Origin of the sequence: Psychrobacter sp. 1Y1 (genome assembly GCF_051847395.2) — a bacterium.
In the GTDB taxonomy this organism is placed as follows: domain Bacteria; phylum Pseudomonadota; class Gammaproteobacteria; order Pseudomonadales; family Moraxellaceae; genus Psychrobacter.
The window spans coordinates 2,071,249-2,088,722 of the sequence record NZ_JBPYDF020000001.1; the positions used below are offsets into that span (position 1 = coordinate 2,071,249).

13 protein-coding genes are annotated in these 17,474 nt (G+C 42.9%); 3 read left to right on the forward strand and 10 right to left on the reverse strand.

Annotation, left to right across the window (positions count from 1 at the left end; translation table 11 throughout):
• Positions 1-30: 30 nt before the first annotated feature.
• The 5 genes from ACS8FA_RS22505 to ACS8FA_RS22525 all read right to left on the reverse strand — a co-directional run bounded on the left by ACS8FA_RS22505 (position 31) and on the right by ACS8FA_RS22525 (position 8,677).
• The gene (locus ACS8FA_RS22505; protein WP_439267034.1) at positions 31-1,191 is read right to left on the reverse strand and encodes an acyl-CoA dehydrogenase family protein; all 1,161 of its coding nucleotides are present in this window, start codon (positions 1,189-1,191) and stop codon (positions 31-33) included.
• A 219-nt stretch (positions 1,192-1,410) separates the two neighbouring features.
• Complete coding sequence (locus ACS8FA_RS22510; RefSeq protein ID WP_439267036.1) at positions 1,411-2,895, reverse strand: CoA-acylating methylmalonate-semialdehyde dehydrogenase; 1,485 nt, start codon at positions 2,893-2,895, stop codon at positions 1,411-1,413.
• 374 nt (positions 2,896-3,269) lie between these two features.
• The gene (locus ACS8FA_RS22515; protein ID WP_439267037.1) at positions 3,270-5,291 is read right to left on the reverse strand and encodes a propionate--CoA ligase; all 2,022 of its coding nucleotides are present in this window, start codon (positions 5,289-5,291) and stop codon (positions 3,270-3,272) included.
• 321 nt (positions 5,292-5,612) lie between these two features.
• A complete protein-coding gene (locus tag ACS8FA_RS22520) occupies positions 5,613-7,283 on the reverse strand; it encodes a fatty acid--CoA ligase (protein WP_439267039.1) in 1,671 nt (556 codons plus the stop codon).
• 203 nt (positions 7,284-7,486) lie between these two features.
• Positions 7,487-8,677: an MFS transporter gene (locus ACS8FA_RS22525; protein ID WP_439267055.1), complete on the reverse strand. Its 1,191-nt coding sequence runs from the start codon at positions 8,675-8,677 to the stop codon at positions 7,487-7,489.
• A 529-nt stretch (positions 8,678-9,206) separates the two neighbouring features.
• Here ACS8FA_RS22525 and ACS8FA_RS22530 point away from each other — a divergent pair.
• The 3 genes from ACS8FA_RS22530 to ACS8FA_RS22540 all read left to right on the forward strand — a co-directional run bounded on the left by ACS8FA_RS22530 (position 9,207) and on the right by ACS8FA_RS22540 (position 12,079).
• Entirely contained in the window at positions 9,207-10,151 is a 945-nt protein-coding gene (locus ACS8FA_RS22530; protein WP_439267041.1) for a dienelactone hydrolase family protein, read from the forward strand.
• Between the two features lie 314 nt (positions 10,152-10,465).
• Positions 10,466-11,212 carry a hypothetical protein gene (locus ACS8FA_RS22535; RefSeq protein ID WP_439267043.1) on the forward strand — a complete coding sequence of 249 codons (747 nt, stop codon included), beginning with the start codon at positions 10,466-10,468 and terminating at the stop codon, positions 11,210-11,212.
• Between the two features lie 120 nt (positions 11,213-11,332).
• Positions 11,333-12,079, forward strand: coding sequence for a hypothetical protein (locus ACS8FA_RS22540; protein ID WP_439267045.1), 747 nt, complete (start codon positions 11,333-11,335; stop codon positions 12,077-12,079).
• A gap of 126 nt (positions 12,080-12,205) precedes the next feature.
• Here the strand turns inward: ACS8FA_RS22540 and ACS8FA_RS22545 are convergent, their stop codons facing one another.
• The 5 genes from ACS8FA_RS22545 to ACS8FA_RS22565 form a co-directional block, all read right to left on the reverse strand.
• Positions 12,206-12,721 carry an Rrf2 family transcriptional regulator gene (locus ACS8FA_RS22545; protein WP_424510277.1) on the reverse strand — a complete coding sequence of 172 codons (516 nt, stop codon included), beginning with the start codon at positions 12,719-12,721 and terminating at the stop codon, positions 12,206-12,208.
• 285 nt (positions 12,722-13,006) lie between these two features.
• Positions 13,007-14,254: an NnrS family protein gene (locus ACS8FA_RS22550; protein WP_439267047.1), complete on the reverse strand. Its 1,248-nt coding sequence runs from the start codon at positions 14,252-14,254 to the stop codon at positions 13,007-13,009.
• A gap of 179 nt (positions 14,255-14,433) precedes the next feature.
• Positions 14,434-15,216 carry a DUF6236 family protein gene (locus ACS8FA_RS22555; RefSeq protein WP_341609189.1) on the reverse strand — a complete coding sequence of 261 codons (783 nt, stop codon included), beginning with the start codon at positions 15,214-15,216 and terminating at the stop codon, positions 14,434-14,436.
• 199 nt (positions 15,217-15,415) lie between these two features.
• On the reverse strand, positions 15,416-15,853 hold the full coding sequence (locus tag ACS8FA_RS22560) for a DUF3429 domain-containing protein (protein ID WP_439267049.1): 438 nt from the start codon (positions 15,851-15,853) through the stop codon (positions 15,416-15,418).
• 69 nt (positions 15,854-15,922) lie between these two features.
• A complete protein-coding gene (locus ACS8FA_RS22565; RefSeq protein WP_439267051.1) occupies positions 15,923-17,305 on the reverse strand; it encodes a DASH family cryptochrome in 1,383 nt (460 codons plus the stop codon).
• Positions 17,306-17,474: the final 169 nt, after the last annotated feature.

Consider the following 17,474-nt stretch of genomic DNA (forward strand, 5'->3'; position numbering starts at 1 on the left):
AACATCCTTGTTTCAGTAAAACGAGATAAATTAGCGTAGCTGGTTTAGCCCTTCATCTTGTAGAACTTGACGTGAAATAATCACACGCATGATCTCATTGGTACCTTCCAGAATTTGATGGACACGTAAGTCTCGTACATGGCGCTCAAGCGGATACTCATTTAGATAACCATAGCCGCCGTGCAACTGCAGGGCCTCATTAGCAACATCGAAACAAAGGTCGGTGGAGAGACGCTTGGCCATTGCGCAGTAGGTAGACGCTTGTCCATCGTTGTTGTCAACTTTATCAGCTGCTAGATACAGCATTTGGCGTGCAGCGATGGTCTGGGTCAACATATCAGCAAGTTTAAACTGTACCGATTGTAAGCTAGCAATCGGGCTACCAAACTGGCTGCGCTCTTGCACATAACTGGTTGCGGTCTCTAACGCCGCTTGTGCCGTACCTACCGCACAAATACCGATATTAATACGACCACCATCCAGTCCTTTCATCGCGATACGAAAGCCTTGACCTTCCTCGCCTATTAAGTTCTCTACTGGAACTTTAACGTCTTTAAAACTGATTGTCCGTGTCGGCTGTGCTTTCCAGCCCATTTTGTGCTCGTTTTTGCCATATTCGATACCAGCACTATTGGCGTCTACAACGAACGCTGACACGCCTTTGGGCCCAGCGCTACCAGTACGTGCCATTACTACCAATACATCGGTTGAGCCTGCGCCAGAAATGAAGGTTTTTTCACCGTTTAGTACGTAATGCTCGCCTTGCTTCTCCGCTTTGGTACGTAAGGAGGCTGCATCAGACCCTGCATTTGGTTCTGTTAGGCAATAGCTGCCAAGCCACTCACCGCTGACCATATTGGGTAGATATTTTTTGCATAGCGTATCGCTACCATATTCACCAATCATCCATGCCGCCATATTATGAATACTCATATACGCTGCTACAGCCGTGTCGCCCCATGCAAGCTCTTCGAATACCATCGCTGAGTCCAGTCTTGGTAGGCCCAAGCCATCATATTCTGGATTAGTGTATAGCCCCAAAAAGCCAAGCTCACCAGATTTTTTGATCACATCTATTGGGAAATGCGAGTTGCGATCCCATTCAGCAGCATTTGGCTTTAGCTCTTTTTGCGCAAACTGCCGAGCCGTTTGGCAAAAAGCAACTTGATCATCGGTCAATGAAAAATCCATAGGGTCATCCTTGTTCTTATAGATCAAATAGAGGGATTAAATCTCAGATAAACGTTAATAAAAGCGCTAATGAAGATATTGGTCAGAGATTTTATAAGACATTAGCGCGACATGATAGCGGCATAACGATAATAGAATTGCGTTTAATAGTACCGCAAGTCGCATTATCGTCATACCGAAAACACAAAATGTCATACTGAAACAACAATGAGCTGACGATTACATTGAAATCGTTGTATTGACACCGCGGCTCGCTTCATCATCAAACCAACGTGCAGTCACGGTCTTCGTCTGAGTATAGAACTGTACGGCTTGCTTGCCATAAGGACCTAGGTCGCCAAGCTTACTGCCACGTGACCCTGAGAAGGAGAACATTGGAAGTGGCACTGGAATCGGCAAGTTAATACCGATTTGACCAACCTGAATGTCTTGCTGGAATTTATGTGCAGCTGCCCCTGACTGAGTAAATATCGCCGTACCATTGCCATGTGGATTGGCATTCAATAGTGCAATCGCTTCGTCCAAGCTGTTAGCACGCATAATACATAGTACTGGACCAAAGATTTCTTGTTGATAAATTTGCATATCACTTGTGACATTATCAAAGATAGTTGGGCCAACGAAGTTACCTTTCTCGAACCCTTCAACGGTAATTCCGCGACCATCTAGTATCAAGCTCGCGCCCTCTTCTACCCCAGTCCCAATCAAATGCTCGACACGGGCCTTCGCAGCAGGCGAAATCAACGGCCCCAAATCCTTGTCATTTTTGCCAGCTGAGACGACCAAGCTTTCTGCTTTTGCTTTAATCTCATCAATCCACTCACCAGCTGCGCCTACTAGTACGACGACTGACAGCGCCATACAGCGTTGACCAGCTGCACCAAATGCTGCGCCTGCTAACTGATTGAGCGTTTGCTCTTTATTGGCATCTGGCAGGATAACGCCATGGTTTTTGGCACCCATCATGCACTGGGCACGCTTACCTGATTGACTGGCACGCTCATAGACGTGTTTGCCTACATGAGTAGAGCCTACAAAAGAAACGGCTTTGATATCTGGATGGTCGCAGATAGCATCGACGGTTGCTTTGCCTCCATGTACCACGTTTAGAACGCCTTCTGGTACGCCCGCTTCAATCGCTAGCTCAACCAAACGCATAGTCACCATCGGATCTTGTTCAGACGGTTTTAGGATAAATGTATTACCCGTAGCAATCGCCATTGGGAACATCCATAGTGGAATCATCGCTGGGAAGTTAAATGGTGTGATACCAGCGCAAACGCCGAGTGGCTGCCAAATACTATAAGTATCGACACCTGACGCCACGTTTTCTACGAAGTCGCCGATTTGCAGATTGGCAATACCAGCGGCATGCTCTACCACTTCTAGACCGCGGAACACATCACCGCGTGCATCTGCAATCGTTTTGCCTTGCTCTGCGGTCAAGATTTCTGCCAGCTCATCCATATGATCACGAATCAAAGATTGATACTTTAAAAAGATACGCGCACGCGTGGTAATTGGCGTTTTGCGCCATGTCTCAAACGCAGTCTGTGCGGATGCAACCGCTTGGTTAATCTCATCATTGGTGGTTTGTGGCACTTTGGCGATGACTTCTTGCGTCGCTGGATCAGTAATATCAATCCATTCATCGGTGTTTGATTGTACGAACTGACCATTGATGAGCTGTTGAACGTGGTGCATAAGATATCCTTATCTTTTTTGCGAGACTACCGTGTGACGGCACCTAGATATTTATTAGAAAAGTAAAAGCGATGAGGGTTTGTCTATAAAACATTCATAAAAAATTGAATTTTAAAATGATTTATTTTGTATCGTTATTGACTATAACAATAAATCAATTTTACGGTCAAGCGCTTTATCAAAATTTTATCTAAGTTTGTTTTGATGACACGTGTTTCTATAAAAATTGTTTAAATAACGAAAACAAAAAAGCCCATGATGACTCATGAGCTTTTTGAGATTAAATTTATTTGTTATGTGAAATAAAGATCATTGCTGACTTATAGATGATTGGCTTATAGGTGGTTGGTTTATAGATCGATATATTGCACCGATCAATAATCCTTCATCGCTTGCTTAATCGCATCAATAGCGGTTGGATTATCAAGCGTTGACATATCTCCTGTTGGCTGGTCTTCCGCTAAAGCACGAATTGAGCGACGTAATATTTTACCAGAGCGGGTCTTTGGCAGCGCCTGCGGGAAATAAATCGCAGCGGGTCGGGCAATGCCACCCAAAGATTTGACGACTGCGCCTATCACTTGCTGCTCAATACGAAAACGGTTTTCGGTGGTTTCAATTTGCATCTGATCTTTTAGGACACAGAATGCAATAGGTAGCTCACCTTTTAGCTCGTCTTGAATACCCACTACGGCACACTCTGCCATCTCTGGATGCGTACTGATTGCCTCTTCAATCTCTTGCGTGCCTATACGATGTCCTGCGACGTTTATCACGTCATCGGTACGCCCCAAGATGTAAAAGTAACCGTCTTCATCTGTCACTGCATAGTCTGAGGTAGAATACTGCTGGCCATCAAAGAGACCAAAGTAACTGCTGACAAAGCGCTCATCGTTGCGCCATACCGTGGTAAGACAACCAGGTGGTAGTGGCGCTTTAATCGCAAGCAATCCTTTTTCACCCGCGCTGCAAGGTTCACCTGTCTCTTCATTGATGACTTGCGCCTCATAACCGTACATAGGATAACCGGGCGAGCCCTGCTTATGCGGCTTATGATTGAATTTTGGCGTATGGCTCAAGATTGGCCAACCAGATTCTGTTTGCCAATAGTGATCTAAAATTGGCACGCCTAGGTGCTGAGTCAACCAACTAGCTGTCGATTCATCAAGCGGTTCACCTGCCAAAAAGAACGACTTCACACTGGAAACGTCGTAGCGCGTCATCCAGCTTTCATCTTGTTTTTTGAGCATACGCACGCCTGTGGGTGCGGTGAATAAAATATTAACTTTGTTAGCTTCAACGATACGCCACCAGATACCAGGGTTTGGCATATGCGGCAAGCCCTCATACATAATACTAGTCATACCCGCCAGTAACGGCGCATAGATCGTATAAGAGTGTCCTACAGCCCAACCAATATCAGATATCGCCCAGAACGTCTCGCCAGCCTTACCATCATAGACATAGTCTATCGACGTCGTCAGCGCGACGGCATGACCACCCGTATCACGCTGCACCCCTTTTGGTGTGCCAGTAGTACCAGAAGTATAAAGCAAATAGGACGGGGTATTTGACTCAAGCCAAACGGGCTCTACGACTGCATTGGCCTCGCAGCTATGACGACGCTCAGTTGCATAATCAACATCGATTGCTTTGGTTTCGAATGGTAATATACCGCGATTGACCACCAGCACATGCTCTGGCTTGACAGTCGCTTGCTCGACGCCTTGATTGACGAGGTTTTTATAATTAACAACCTTACCACCGCGTAGCCCTGCATCTACCGTAATGACCATTTTGGCTTCGGCATCATCCATACGGATAGCCAAGTTATGGGCGGCAAACCCACCAAATACGACTGAATGTACGGCACCAATACGCGCACACGCCAGCATGGCATAAGCCGCTTCCAATATCATTGGCATATAGATGATAACACGGTCACCCTTGCCAATATCGTGACGCTGTAGCACATCGGCAAAATAATTAACTTCTTTATATAAGTCATTATAAGTTAGGCGACGCTTGGTATAGTCTGTATAAAATTCAACGTTATTGCCGAGATCCTTAAACGAATCAACGACCGCTGGAAAGGTTTCTATCAATTCTTGATTAATCTCTGATGACACCCACACAAAAGCATCTTGCTCTGCCCGGTCTGCTAGATGGCGATCGACGCAGTTATAACAAAGATTTGTCTCACCGCCGACGAACCATTTGGCAAAAGGCAGATTACTGTCATCTAGAATTTGCTCAGGCTCTTTATGCCAATAGATACGCTTCGCCTGCTCAGCCCAAAACTGCTCTCGATCCGTAATAGACTCATGATAAATATCAGCGAAGTTTGGCGTGTCTGTCGTTTGGGTGGAAACTGGGGATAGGGAATGGTCGCTCATAGTAGCTGTCCTTAGCATAAACGAGAAATGGGGCAATGTTATTTTATAATCGAGATATTTATAAGCTAGATAAGGTATTGGCCTCGCTATATACGTTATCCGTGTGCGATTACCACTACCAACTCTACACTGATTTTATGGTAGTAGACAGTGCCTTTATAAATACTGGTCATCCTTGCCAGAAGTAAAAAACCGATACACAATGTATCGGTTTAAAATGTAGCAGAGCCAACGGTAAAGGTCAACTCTTAAGCGAGCAATGTGCTATGAGATGCCAAACTTTAAGTAAGAATCCTATCACCATCCATAATACGAACTGTTTTATATTTCAGTCTGATCAGCATAGATTTTACGCATGGCTTTTTTATCATGCTTACCAACTGAAGTTTTTGGCAACTCATCTACGAACTTAAACTGACTTGGCACGCCATATTTAGGAATAATACCTCGCTCTACTGCTTTCTCTGCCAGTGCTTTGATATCGTCAGCACTGGTGTCCTTAGCATCAGGCTTTAGCACTACCAATGCGAGTGGACGTTCGCCCCACTGCTTATCACGTACCCCAATCACTGACACATCGGCCACTGACGGGTGTAGTGATAAAATGGTCTCAATCTCTAATGATGAAATCCATTCACCACCTGATTTTATTACGTCTTTTAAGCGATCGGTGATTTTGATATAACCATCAGGACGTATGTAAGCGATATCTTGGGTATGCATATAGCCATTTTCCCACAGCTCTTTGCCAGCGTCGTCATTTTTGAGATAGCTTTGGGTCAACCAAGGCGCACGCAATACCAGCTCGCCTGTATTTTCTGGTCCTGTACCTACGGATTTGTTGCCCTCGCCCCATACTTGGGCATCGACCATTAATACTGGTTGACCTGTCATGCAGCGACGTTCAATATCCTCTTCTTCCGTCATTGCTGGCTCATCTAAGCTAAAGTGGGTCAAACTGATGAGCGGTGCAGTCTCTGACATGCCATAGCCTGTATAGACTTCGATACCTTGTGTCATTGCCGTCTTGGCTAGACCTTCTGTCAATCGTGAGCCACCAATAATCATTTTTAGACCATTAAAGCTAGCGTCGCGATCTTGCGCTTCTTTGAGTACCATTTGTAAAATTGTTGGTACACAATGGGTGATACTGACCTCTTCATTGACGATCAAATCCATCAACGTATCAGGCGCATAGCGACCTGGGTAGACTTGCTTTAGACCTACCATCGTTGCTGTAAACGGAAAACCCCATGCATGCACATGGAACATTGGCGTCATCGGCATATAGACATCACCATAGCTTACGCCTTGCTTATCAGGCAACATACCCAAAGTTGCCGCTTCTGCTAGGGTATGTAGCACTAGCTGACGATGGCTAAAGAAGACCCCTTTTGGATCACCTGTCGTGCCTGACGTATAAAAAGTCGTCGCGATAGTATTCTCATCAAAATCTGGGAAATCAAATTCACTATTGGCAGCTTCTAATAGCGCTTCATACTCGCCTGTGACACGGCTTTGGTTGCTACCAAAGATACCTTCAGCAGTGACACCGTTGTCATCAAGCCAGATAATATGCTCAATACTTGAATTCTCGAACTGATAGTCTTTAACCAATGGTGCAAACTCAGAATTGAGCATGAGCACTTTAGGCTTGGCATGGTTGATGGTATAGAGGATTTTTTCAGGAGATAAACGGATATTAACGGTCTGTAAAACGTACTCTGACATTGGTACGGCAAAATAAGACTCAAGATAGCGATGACTGTCCCAATCCATCACGGCAACCACATCACCTGCATCAAGCTTTAAGTCTGCCAATACATTGGCCAAACGATTGATACGCTCAAACAACTCTTTATAAGTCAGGCGCTTTTTGTCCGCATACACAATCTCTTGATCTTGCGATACCGTTTTTGCACGGCTTAATAGCTGCTTGACCAGTAATGGATAATCGTAGGCAGATGGTGCACTGTGGTAAATGTTTGACATAGATCTGACTTCCTTGTTTATCGTACTTATAAGAGATAAATAACAATCAAGTTAATAGCAGCATAAAACCTACTGCGCTAACCATTTTAATTTTTATAATAACATCGTTATTGATAGTAAGAAAAAAGCGACGCTGTGTAAAGCGGTCTTACATTAAGTATCACAAGATGGCCGACCAGACCTATGCTACATAAGACAGCCAATCACTTTGTACGTACTGTGGTTTTAATCATCCCAAAGCTGGCTATTAATAACGCCAGTACCTGCACAAACAATAACAACCATACGGTAAGAGACCACTGCCCTCGCGCATAAGCTATGCCACCCAGCCAGGCCCCTAGCGTACCGCCTGTATAGTAGCCCATATAATATAGACCCGATGCTAATGAGCGGCCTTTTTTGACATTGACAGCTATGTAGCTGATGGTCGCCGACTGCGTGATAAATACACCAGACGACATAATGGCCAGTCCTATAATCACCCCCCATAATGGCGTGACCAAAGTCAATAATACTCCGGCCATAGATACGACGATAGCCACCCGTACTGTACGCGCCGATCCAAATCGGCGTAGCAATGTCGTAGATAATGGCGTGATAATAACACCAAGCAAATATACTGCAAAAATATTGGCGAGCGCACCAGTACCAAGCTCATAAGGCTTATCTGCCAAATGTAAATTAATAAAAGTGAAGCAGCCTACAAGGGAGAACAGCACGCAAGCGCCAAGCAGACAAGCTGTCACCACATAGCGGTTGGTGACATGCTCACCTAGCGTCTGTATCGCTGAGCGAAAATTAGGATTAGCCACAAAGTGACGAGACGATGGTAGCATCTTGCCAACCCATATTGCCCCCAGTAGCGTCATCGCCGTCATCACATAGTAGCCATGACGCCAGCCAATCAGCTCATGTAAATGACCCAACAAGAACCGACCCATAAAGCCGCCAAGCACGCATCCTGACACATAAAAGGACATCAGCTCAGTCATCGCCCGGCCCTCAAACTCCTCACCGATATAGGCAATTGTCACCACCGTAATACCCGGCACCGACAGTCCTTGCATAAAACGCCAAATGCCGACCCATTCAATGCTCGAGCTCTGGGCAATGAGCGCTGTTGGTATCGCTAAAAACAATAAAGCGCCAACGATAAACGACTTGCGCCCGACTGCATCTGAGAGCATACCCAGAAATGGTGACATAATCGCAATTGCCAACACAGTAGCACCAACGATCATACCAGCCTGTACTTCGGTCGCAGCAAAGTCCACCATCATGACTGGTAGCACCGCCTGAATAGAATACACTTGCAAAAAAGCAAACATACCTATTAGGCCAATTGTGAGCTTCAATATCCACGACGTTGAATGATTGGAAGGAGCTGGTGGCACAGCTGTTATATCTCGGATCTGATCTTTAGAATTATTCACAGGGGATCTGACTATATTGGTTATACCATGACTGCAAATAATAACCGTCACTGGCGTGGATGATAGAGAGGAATAACGGTGATTTTGCTTATGCTAAATTTATAAGCAAAATCACCGTTATTAAACGATAAATGCTCATCATAATGACAAGCAAATTATGGTAGCACATTCACTAATATACTCAGGTTTAAAAGTGTTATTTCCTCTTGATAGATTTTTTATTTGAGCTAGAGATTATCGTAGAAAAACTTGACTAGGAATCACATTTCGACTTGAGACGGTGAAGACAGTTTTCGACTCACGAGGTCAAGATCAATGTTACGTTTATTGCATATACAGGATAGTATGGTTAGATGCTATTGACTCACTTGTTAAGTACTTAACTTCTTTAACGATTGATAACAATGACAGTTCACAATCATTACCTGCGTCTATCTTTTCTAACGTAGAGACGTGCACGACTACACAACCTTTGAGAATACGATTTACGATGACAAAAAATATGGTGCTTTTAAAACTTATTATTGCGGTGAGTACATTGGTTTTCTCTACGATGGCTGTAGCAGAAATAACTGTGTCCGAAACTAGCGTTAAAAGTCTCAGTCCAGTTGGATCAACACTCGACGCTACAAACTCACTAGCGGCAGTAGACTGTATAAAGGATGACGCTATCACTGCTACTGAGCTCACAAAAACACGTGATAACGGTCCGTTTTCTGTAAAGTCCAAGCACGTGAATCGCCAATCAGCCAATGGTTTTGGTGGCGGCACTATACACTATCCAACGGATGCTGCTAACTGTGGTCTACTAGGTGGTATCGCGGTGGTGCCAGGTTACGTGTCTTATGAGTCTTCTATCAAATGGTGGGGACCGCGTTTAGCCTCTTGGGGTTTTGTCGTTATCACTATTAATACTAGCTCCATTTATGATAATCCGGATAGCCGTGCTGAGCAATTGAGCGCGGCTCTCGATCATCTCCTCGCTGATGAAACAGTGGGTCATATGATAGATCAAAACCGTTTGGGGGCGATTGGCTGGTCAATGGGCGGCGGCGGTGCGCTACGATTGGCAACTGAGCGCAGTACGGTGCAAGCCATCATTGCACAAACGCCCTATCACGATACGAGCTATGGTGCGATGGATACGCCTGCTCTATTCATCGCTTGTGAAAATGACCGTATCGCCCCGAATAAAAAATATACCAATGCCTTTTATCAAAAAGCTGACGGTCCAAAAATGAAGGTCGAGATTAACAACGGCAGTCATTTCTGTGCCAGTCATCGTTTTAACGAAAAGCTATTAAGTAAGCCTGCTATCGCATGGATGCAACGTTATATTAACGGCGATACCCGTTTCGATAAATTCTTATGTGGCAATGAAAGCTACAAAGACGATCCTCGTATCTCAGCCTATGATTACGAAGACTGTTTATAAGCTATTTTTTAATCTACTTACAAAAGGAAGGACAGACAGCTTTCACTGTTAATAATGACATTTGAATAACAACTCTTTTTTATTTTTACACATCTACATTGCTTCTATCTTTTTTCTTACAGACATTACTGCCATAAAAATTAATAATCATATAGTCAATCCTCTATAAATTGGATTCGGTGTCAGGCTCGCTTAGTCTACTATTTGTAGTACTTTCACTCGCCTTCCTTGTATCCAAATCATATTGAACTGACTATAGGGTGCTATAAACAAGTAAAACGATTGAATAAATGAACGATTAAGGAGCAATGTTGATGACTGATGAAATTTATGATCTAGGGGCAGGGTTTTGGAGTATTCGAGGCTCATTTATAAAGAACGGCATACTTGATATCGGTGTCCAATGTGCCCTCATAAAACTACCATCAGGACGATTTATATTCTTAGATAGCTATACGTTAAAGGATGACGTTCGTCAGCAAGTAATGGCATTGACCAATGATGGTCAAAATGTCGAAGCCGTCCTCAATGTTCATCCGTTTCATACAGTACACTGTGCTCAAATGGCAGAAGATTTTCCGCAAGCGACGTTTTATGGCAGTAGCCGGCATCCAGAGCAAGTACCTGAAGTCAATTGGGCAAATGATTTGGTAGAAAGCGATGCCATTGCTGCGCGCTACCCTGAACTCAAATTCTCTATACCTCAAGGTATCCACTATATCTCACCTGACGAGACGGTTCATGCCAGCTCCTTATTGGTCCATCATCCTGCCAGCCAAAGCATTTATGTCGATGATACCTTTGAGATACCCCCTTCTAAGTTGTTGAACGCCGTGCAGCCTAACCTAGGCTTACACCCTACTACCAAAAAAGCGCTCAAAGATGAGCCAGATGCAGCTAAGCACTATTGTGATTGGGCAGTAGATCTGGCAAGTGAGTGGCATGATGTTCGTCATTTTTGTGGCGCACATTCAGGCTTAGTGGTATTTGAGGAAGGTCAATTTGAGTCAGCACTTATATCAGCGATTGATTTGGCTCGCCCTGAGCTTAAAAAAGCATAAAAGCGTGAACCTTTAGAAAATATATTATTAAAAAAACTCGAAAGATGAAGCTTACAGTGAAAAAGTAGCTTTGTTTTATTTACATATTCTATTTAATTTACTAGACGAGGAAAATTATAAATGACTGATCACATTCATGATTTAGGCGCGGGGTTTTGGAACATACGCGGAACATTCCGTCTCGGTGGTGTGTTAAACATTGGCACTCAATGCTCGCTGATCAAACTACCATCAGGGAAATTTATCTTTTTGGACAGTTACGCCCTAACGGGTGATGTTCGAGATGAGGTCATGGCACTCACTAACAATGGTCAAGATGTCGAAGCGGTGCTGAACGTACATCCGTTTCATACAGTCAGCTGTGCTCAAATGGCCAAAGACTTCCCGCAAGCCAGCTTTTATGGCAGTAGCCGTCATCATAAAAAAGTACCAGAAATCAATTGGGCAGATGATTTGGTAGAAAGTGACGCAGTCGCTGCACGCTATCCTGAACTTAAGTTTTCAATGTCAGAGGGCATTTACTATATATCGCCCAATGAGATGATTCATGCAGGTTCTTTATTAGCTTATCATCCTGCCAGCCAAAGCTTGCACGTAGATGATACTTTTATGAGTCCACCAACGAAGCTATTAGAAGCTGTATTGCCTGAGCTAATACTACATCCTACGACCAAAAAAGCACTGAAAAACGAGCCAAATGCTGGCGCGCAATATTGCGACTGGGCGACCAATTTGGCTCATGAGTGGCGTGACGTACGCAATTTCTGCGCTGCGCACTCTTATCTTGTTCAGTTCAAAGAAGGTGGGTTTGAGAAAGCACTGGTGAAAGCCGTTAAGAAAGCACGTCCAAAACTAGAAAATGCTTAATTTCTCACACCTTAGACATATATTTTTTATAGATATAAAAACGGGTCGCTATTACTGTATTTACTAGTGTAGCGACCCATTTTTGTGAGCTGGTTATAATCGTATCGAAGCTATTACCGAAACTTATTATCGAAACAGCAAAGTAGCTAACTCATCTTCATTGTTCAGAATATCTGCTAATGTATAACGCTCAAGCACATTGATAAATGCGGTGAGTGCTTCAAAAAACACGCTTTTTAGCTGACAGGCTGGACTAATCACGCAGCCTAGTGATTTATTCTTTTTTTCCTCAATGAATGTCACTGGTAAATCCGTCTGATGAGCGCCCTGCTCACTATTATTATGAGACGCTGGTACGGCAAAGCACTCTACCAGATTAAAATCAGGCTCTATCTGTTTGATCAATATGCCCAAATTTATATCTTTAGGTGCACGTGCCAAGCGTATACCACCGTTTTTGCCGCGCACACTTTCTATATAACCCAGTTGGCCCAACTGATGAATAATCTTGGTCAAATGACTTTTAGAAATACCATAGCTGTCAGCGATATCACTAATATTAGCTAGTAGCGACGGATCTGGTCTCACAGCTAAGTAAATTAACGAACGTAGCGCGTAGTCACTATAATTGGTCAGTCGCATGTACTTGCGTTCCTATTTTTATAAATTTTATATATTAAGCTAGGGCGTGTCATCAATTAGATTATGAGCATTAAAATAAGATAAATTGATGCTAAATAAGGAAAAGTTTGCAGTGAATATGAACATATTGACAAGAACTTTGACACAGTTTAGCGAAAATTTAGCCATTTTAAGGCCATAAATTGCATCAATGTGCTAATTGATGACACGCCCTAGACAAAGTAAGTCGTATTTTTGGTAATAACGTTTAGACATAGCATTTGGAAACAGTATCGTTAGCCTGCTTTAACCAAATAAACCATCAGGCCGAGGACGTGCCAGCATGGGCAGATAACTGATGCAAAATAGCACAAAACACACAATCCAAGCACTTTGCGCCATCATAATCCACATTAGGTAATGACTCATATCTACTAGCGGTAGTAGTACGCGGCTGATAAATACCAATATCATCAAGCCATACATAACGCTTACCGTTTTTGGCGGTTGATGAATACTGCGACCTGTATGTCCCAGAGATACTCTAGTCATCATGGCTAACGTCATCATACCAACACCAGCGATCGCCAGTCCATGCATAGCGATGCTGTGCGGATAACCGAGCCAAGGCTGTAGTGCATACAATAAGAAACTCAAACACATGCCTAAAAACGCAATATACAACGACCAAAGCAATGGTTTTTGCCAAATACCATGATGATACCACCCTATCAGACGTACGATATTAATCACTGCTACACCGAGCGCGGTAACCGTCAAGAGATACTGGTTTGGATAAAATACATCACTAATAAAAAAGGCGAAGAAAAACACTAAGCTTGCGATATCTTGTGTCTTACTATTATGTAGTTTAATGGGTTCTGACGTTCCCATATCTATACTGAGACCACGTTCGATAAAAAATGGTACTACGCGTCGGCCAATCGTCAGCACTAACCCGATGATCAAATAGAAACCCAGATAAATACCTATCTTGGTTGTGTTCATATCAGCATTGATAATTCCCCAATAGCAGAGTCCGTTGCCAAAGGTCAGCAGTGCCAGTTTTGCCAAGATACCCATTTGCTTGTATTGCTTAACTTGCCATACCGCTCGACATATCACATATGCCATCGAGGCGACAAATACTACATCAAAAAGGGCTGCTATATATAACCACGACATACTATCACCTATGAGCGTTATGCCAAGCCCAAAACTTAGCCAGCTCAGACGTGCTAACAACCAACAGACAAAGATGCCTAGCAGCTTATAACCATGCGGCATCATCACCCCTGTCCATGTCTTTACCGCAGTTAGCAAGAACCCGGCTACCACTGCCAAGGCATAACCATACACCATTTCATGGCCATGCCAGTATAACGGGTTCAAAACCTGTGCATCGATATCGGTGTGACCAGTGAACGCAAACACCCATAGCAGCATCGTTACTACGGAAAATAGCGCAGCAGCACTAAAAAATATGCGAAAGCTTAAATTAAGGATAGGATGCGGAGAGCTTGGTGGTTTGCTAGGTAACTTGATAGATTGCATAGCCATCTTCTTAGAGGAATATAGATGGCTTTGATTATAACATTCATTTAAAATGTATTTTATTGTTTATACAACAGGTTTTAACATTGAAGATAGTTGTGGAGGTAATTTATAGACGTAAAAAAGCATAGAATGTAAGAACTATAGATAATTAATTGTACCAAAAAAAATTCATAAATTTAATATAGTCCATCTTTCTGAGCAATTGATAGATATGCTAGCTTTAAATTCTCATCTGCTGGTTTAAATGTTTGAGTCGAGTTGGCACTTACTTTTATAGTTGCAGAGATAATGCCACCGATAGTTACTACAGGGACTGTAGAACCAGTAAAAGCTGTCGCGACCACATCCATTACTATACCCTCAACTATTTTGTCACGATAAAGATTGAACACAGCTGATAAATTGTGTTTCTTAAATAATTTAAAGCGTTCAAGCGTAACTCTATCTAGATCTTCTATAGATTTTGTAAGTTTATATACAGCTTTTTTTGATGCTAAACTTTGATCAGGAGAAAGTAACGCTTGCTCGTAAACTTCATCTAAGTATTCATGAAGTGCAATAAATTCATTTTTTCTACGTTCTTTGAAATCTAAGATATCGTAAATATTAACTTCTCCTGTGGGAACAGGAAGGCACGCAGCTAGATCAATACGCAGAGTATTCCTTTCTTCGCTATAGTTATCTAAAAGAAGACATTCCTCTCCAAACTGTTGAATAACCCAATCTATACCTTTATTCTCTTTGACTAAGGCTTCGGCAACTTTACTTTGGCAAGAAAGCATCGCATCTGTATCAATCAATCCAGACAGTTGAACTGAGGGACGCTTTATAGCTCCAGCCAATATAAATGCTTCTTCTTGAGGTATGCCTATATATACGGCATTATTAGCTGGAATAACTACCTCATCCCAGTACAGAACGTAATAACGCAGCTCGTCTATATTGAGGCTTCTTTCCATCTGAAATCCTCTTGGCAACCTATTTATGATACCTGGCGCAGCTATTATTCCTCTTTTCAAGTACTTGTCCTTTTCAAAGTTTATGTTAATTTTTATATTTTAGCGACTTCTTGCGTAGAAAGTCTAATGTAAGTAATGGAATTCATTAGAATTTCTATCATTACTATGGGCGGTTCCTAGTATTGACGTAAAGCGGTACTTACAACTGTAATGCCGCAACAACTAACGATACGACGACTATCGCCGTTACATATTGTCTAATTTTAAAATATACATCGCTAATAATCTGCGCGCGATGCAGACTATAATCAATAACCAATAGACTTATAAAACCGACAACCAGTAGCCAAATAAAGCTACTGGCTGATAAGATTAAAAACCCAAGCCAAAGGCCAAGCGCAATGACATTGCTATACAGTGGAAGCCTAACTGCCCACTTATTGTCATCAGCTAAATCTAAATGATTGCCCCAATGTGCGCCTGCCATAAATGATGCAATCACTAGCCCATAAGCACTTAATACATCGATTACTGAACCAAGCATAGGCACGGTAACAACGTCTACTATCAATAAAAATGCACAGGCGACAAACGGAATAGCACCTGCAAAAGTGAGATAAGGACTGGGCTTTTTCATTGTTTAAACCTATCTTATAATTAGTCTAATAATGGCTATCATCTGTTGAGTGGGAGTTTTCAACATACATTAATCGCTCTTTTGAGTGTTGCCTTGCCACTCACGGATAAACTCACCGTTTGGATCGTATTGCTGAGTTTGCTTGTCTAGATTAAACTGTCTACACCCTCTTGGATCAGCACCCACGCCTGCCAGATATTGCCAATTGCCCCAATTACTGCCGACATCATAATCAACAAGATGTTGCTCAAAGTAAGCTGCCCCGTAACGCCAATCAAGGCCTAGCTCATGGATAAAGCAACTGGCAACCAATTGTCGTCCGCGATTCGACATATAACCTGTCGCGTTCAATTGGTTCATGCAAGCATTGACGATAGGATATTGTGTTGTACCATTCTTCCATTGCGCTAACAGACTCTCAATCAATTGAGTTGAAGGCGCGTGCTGAGCGATGCCTTTAAACCAAAACAACTTTTCCTGGTGGGTCACAGCATACCAATAGAAATACTCACGCCACAGCAGCTCAAACCATATCCAGTAGGTAGAGTCATTTGCGATCATATCGCGCTCATAGCGACGCAAACGATTTAATACTGTGTTTACAGATAGTGATCCGTTTGCAAGCCATGCGGAAAACTTCGTAGAATGTGTCCAGGCATCTAGCGCGTTTCGGGTTGTTTTATAAGTGCTGGGTGCATCGGAATCGAAATAGGCATCTAAGTACTTAAGACCATTTGACTCTCCACCTACAAAACTGGATGGCTGCTGTGATGGCTTATCAAGCCCTGCCTGATTAGACAACTGCGATTCAAAAAAGCACTCGTTCCTACTCTGCATATTGTCAGGTAATGGAGCAAGTGTTTCTGGTGTTGGATAAATTGCTATATCTTTTTCTGCATGCAGCAAATCATAATCGGTTTCGATTTGTTTACGAAATTGCGTAAAGCTTTTGGGTAAGCTCTCTAGCGGTAACTCATCAAACAAAGTCGATGTTGTTTGAATGTGCCACTGTATCTCTGGATATTTCGCCTGTATAAGGTTATATACTTTGTTTTGATTATAGTCTGCCGTCTGGCTGACGCAGATATCTGTCACTTGTTGCTGCGCTATTAGATCATTCAACTGAGTAAAGACGTCCAATGCTTTATCGCCTTTCTGCAAATACAGCAACCTATTACCCCGCTGCATCAATGACGCATTTAAATCAGCTAGGCTCTCATGCAAAAACTGCTGGCGGGCTTGGCCCATAGCCTCATAGCGATAGGCATCGTAATGGTCTTTATCGTCTAATACATCTGTCAACGATGACGCGTAAACCAATAGCAGCTTTCCATTAATGGATATCTTAGATGCTTTCAATAAAGTGGCATTGTCCGCCACTCTCAAATCATTATGAAATAGTACCAATGTGACATTGTTGTTCTCTAAGTTGTTCGCTGCTTGATTTGACATACCCTATCCTTCTGGCTGTTTAGCGCTGGTTTATTATTTTTAATTTTTAATCTTAAAATATCATATACGGTACAACACATACTTAGCATTCAATTTTGATGCTAACCTAATACTTGTAAGGCAATGCGCTCAGCCCCAGAAACCACTTATAAGCATTGACTCTCATGTG

What these genes read in the sequence shown, in the direction of transcription:
- ACS8FA_RS22515 (WP_439267037.1), bottom strand. Translation starts at nt 5,291, where the DNA reads ATGAGCGACCATTCCCTATCCCCAGTTTCCACCCAAACGACAGACACG.
- ACS8FA_RS22560 (WP_439267049.1), bottom strand. Translation starts at nt 15,853, where the DNA reads ATGAAAAAGCCCAGTCCTTATCTCACTTTTGCAGGTGCTATTCCGTTT.
- ACS8FA_RS22505 (WP_439267034.1), bottom strand. Translation starts at nt 1,191, where the DNA reads ATGGATTTTTCATTGACCGATGATCAAGTTGCTTTTTGCCAAACGGCT.
- ACS8FA_RS22510 (WP_439267036.1), bottom strand. Translation starts at nt 2,895, where the DNA reads ATGCACCACGTTCAACAGCTCATCAATGGTCAGTTCGTACAATCAAAC.
- ACS8FA_RS22520 (WP_439267039.1), bottom strand. Translation starts at nt 7,283, where the DNA reads ATGTCAAACATTTACCACAGTGCACCATCTGCCTACGATTATCCATTA.
- ACS8FA_RS22540 (WP_439267045.1), top strand. Translation starts at nt 11,333, where the DNA reads ATGACTGATCACATTCATGATTTAGGCGCGGGGTTTTGGAACATACGC.
- ACS8FA_RS22530 (WP_439267041.1), top strand. Translation starts at nt 9,207, where the DNA reads ATGACAAAAAATATGGTGCTTTTAAAACTTATTATTGCGGTGAGTACA.
- ACS8FA_RS22545 (WP_424510277.1), bottom strand. Translation starts at nt 12,721, where the DNA reads ATGCGACTGACCAATTATAGTGACTACGCGCTACGTTCGTTAATTTAC.
- ACS8FA_RS22550 (WP_439267047.1), bottom strand. Translation starts at nt 14,254, where the DNA reads ATGCAATCTATCAAGTTACCTAGCAAACCACCAAGCTCTCCGCATCCT.
- ACS8FA_RS22555 (WP_341609189.1), bottom strand. Translation starts at nt 15,216, where the DNA reads ATGGAAAGAAGCCTCAATATAGACGAGCTGCGTTATTACGTTCTGTAC.
- ACS8FA_RS22535 (WP_439267043.1), top strand. Translation starts at nt 10,466, where the DNA reads ATGACTGATGAAATTTATGATCTAGGGGCAGGGTTTTGGAGTATTCGA.
- ACS8FA_RS22565 (WP_439267051.1), bottom strand. Translation starts at nt 17,305, where the DNA reads ATGTCAAATCAAGCAGCGAACAACTTAGAGAACAACAATGTCACATTG.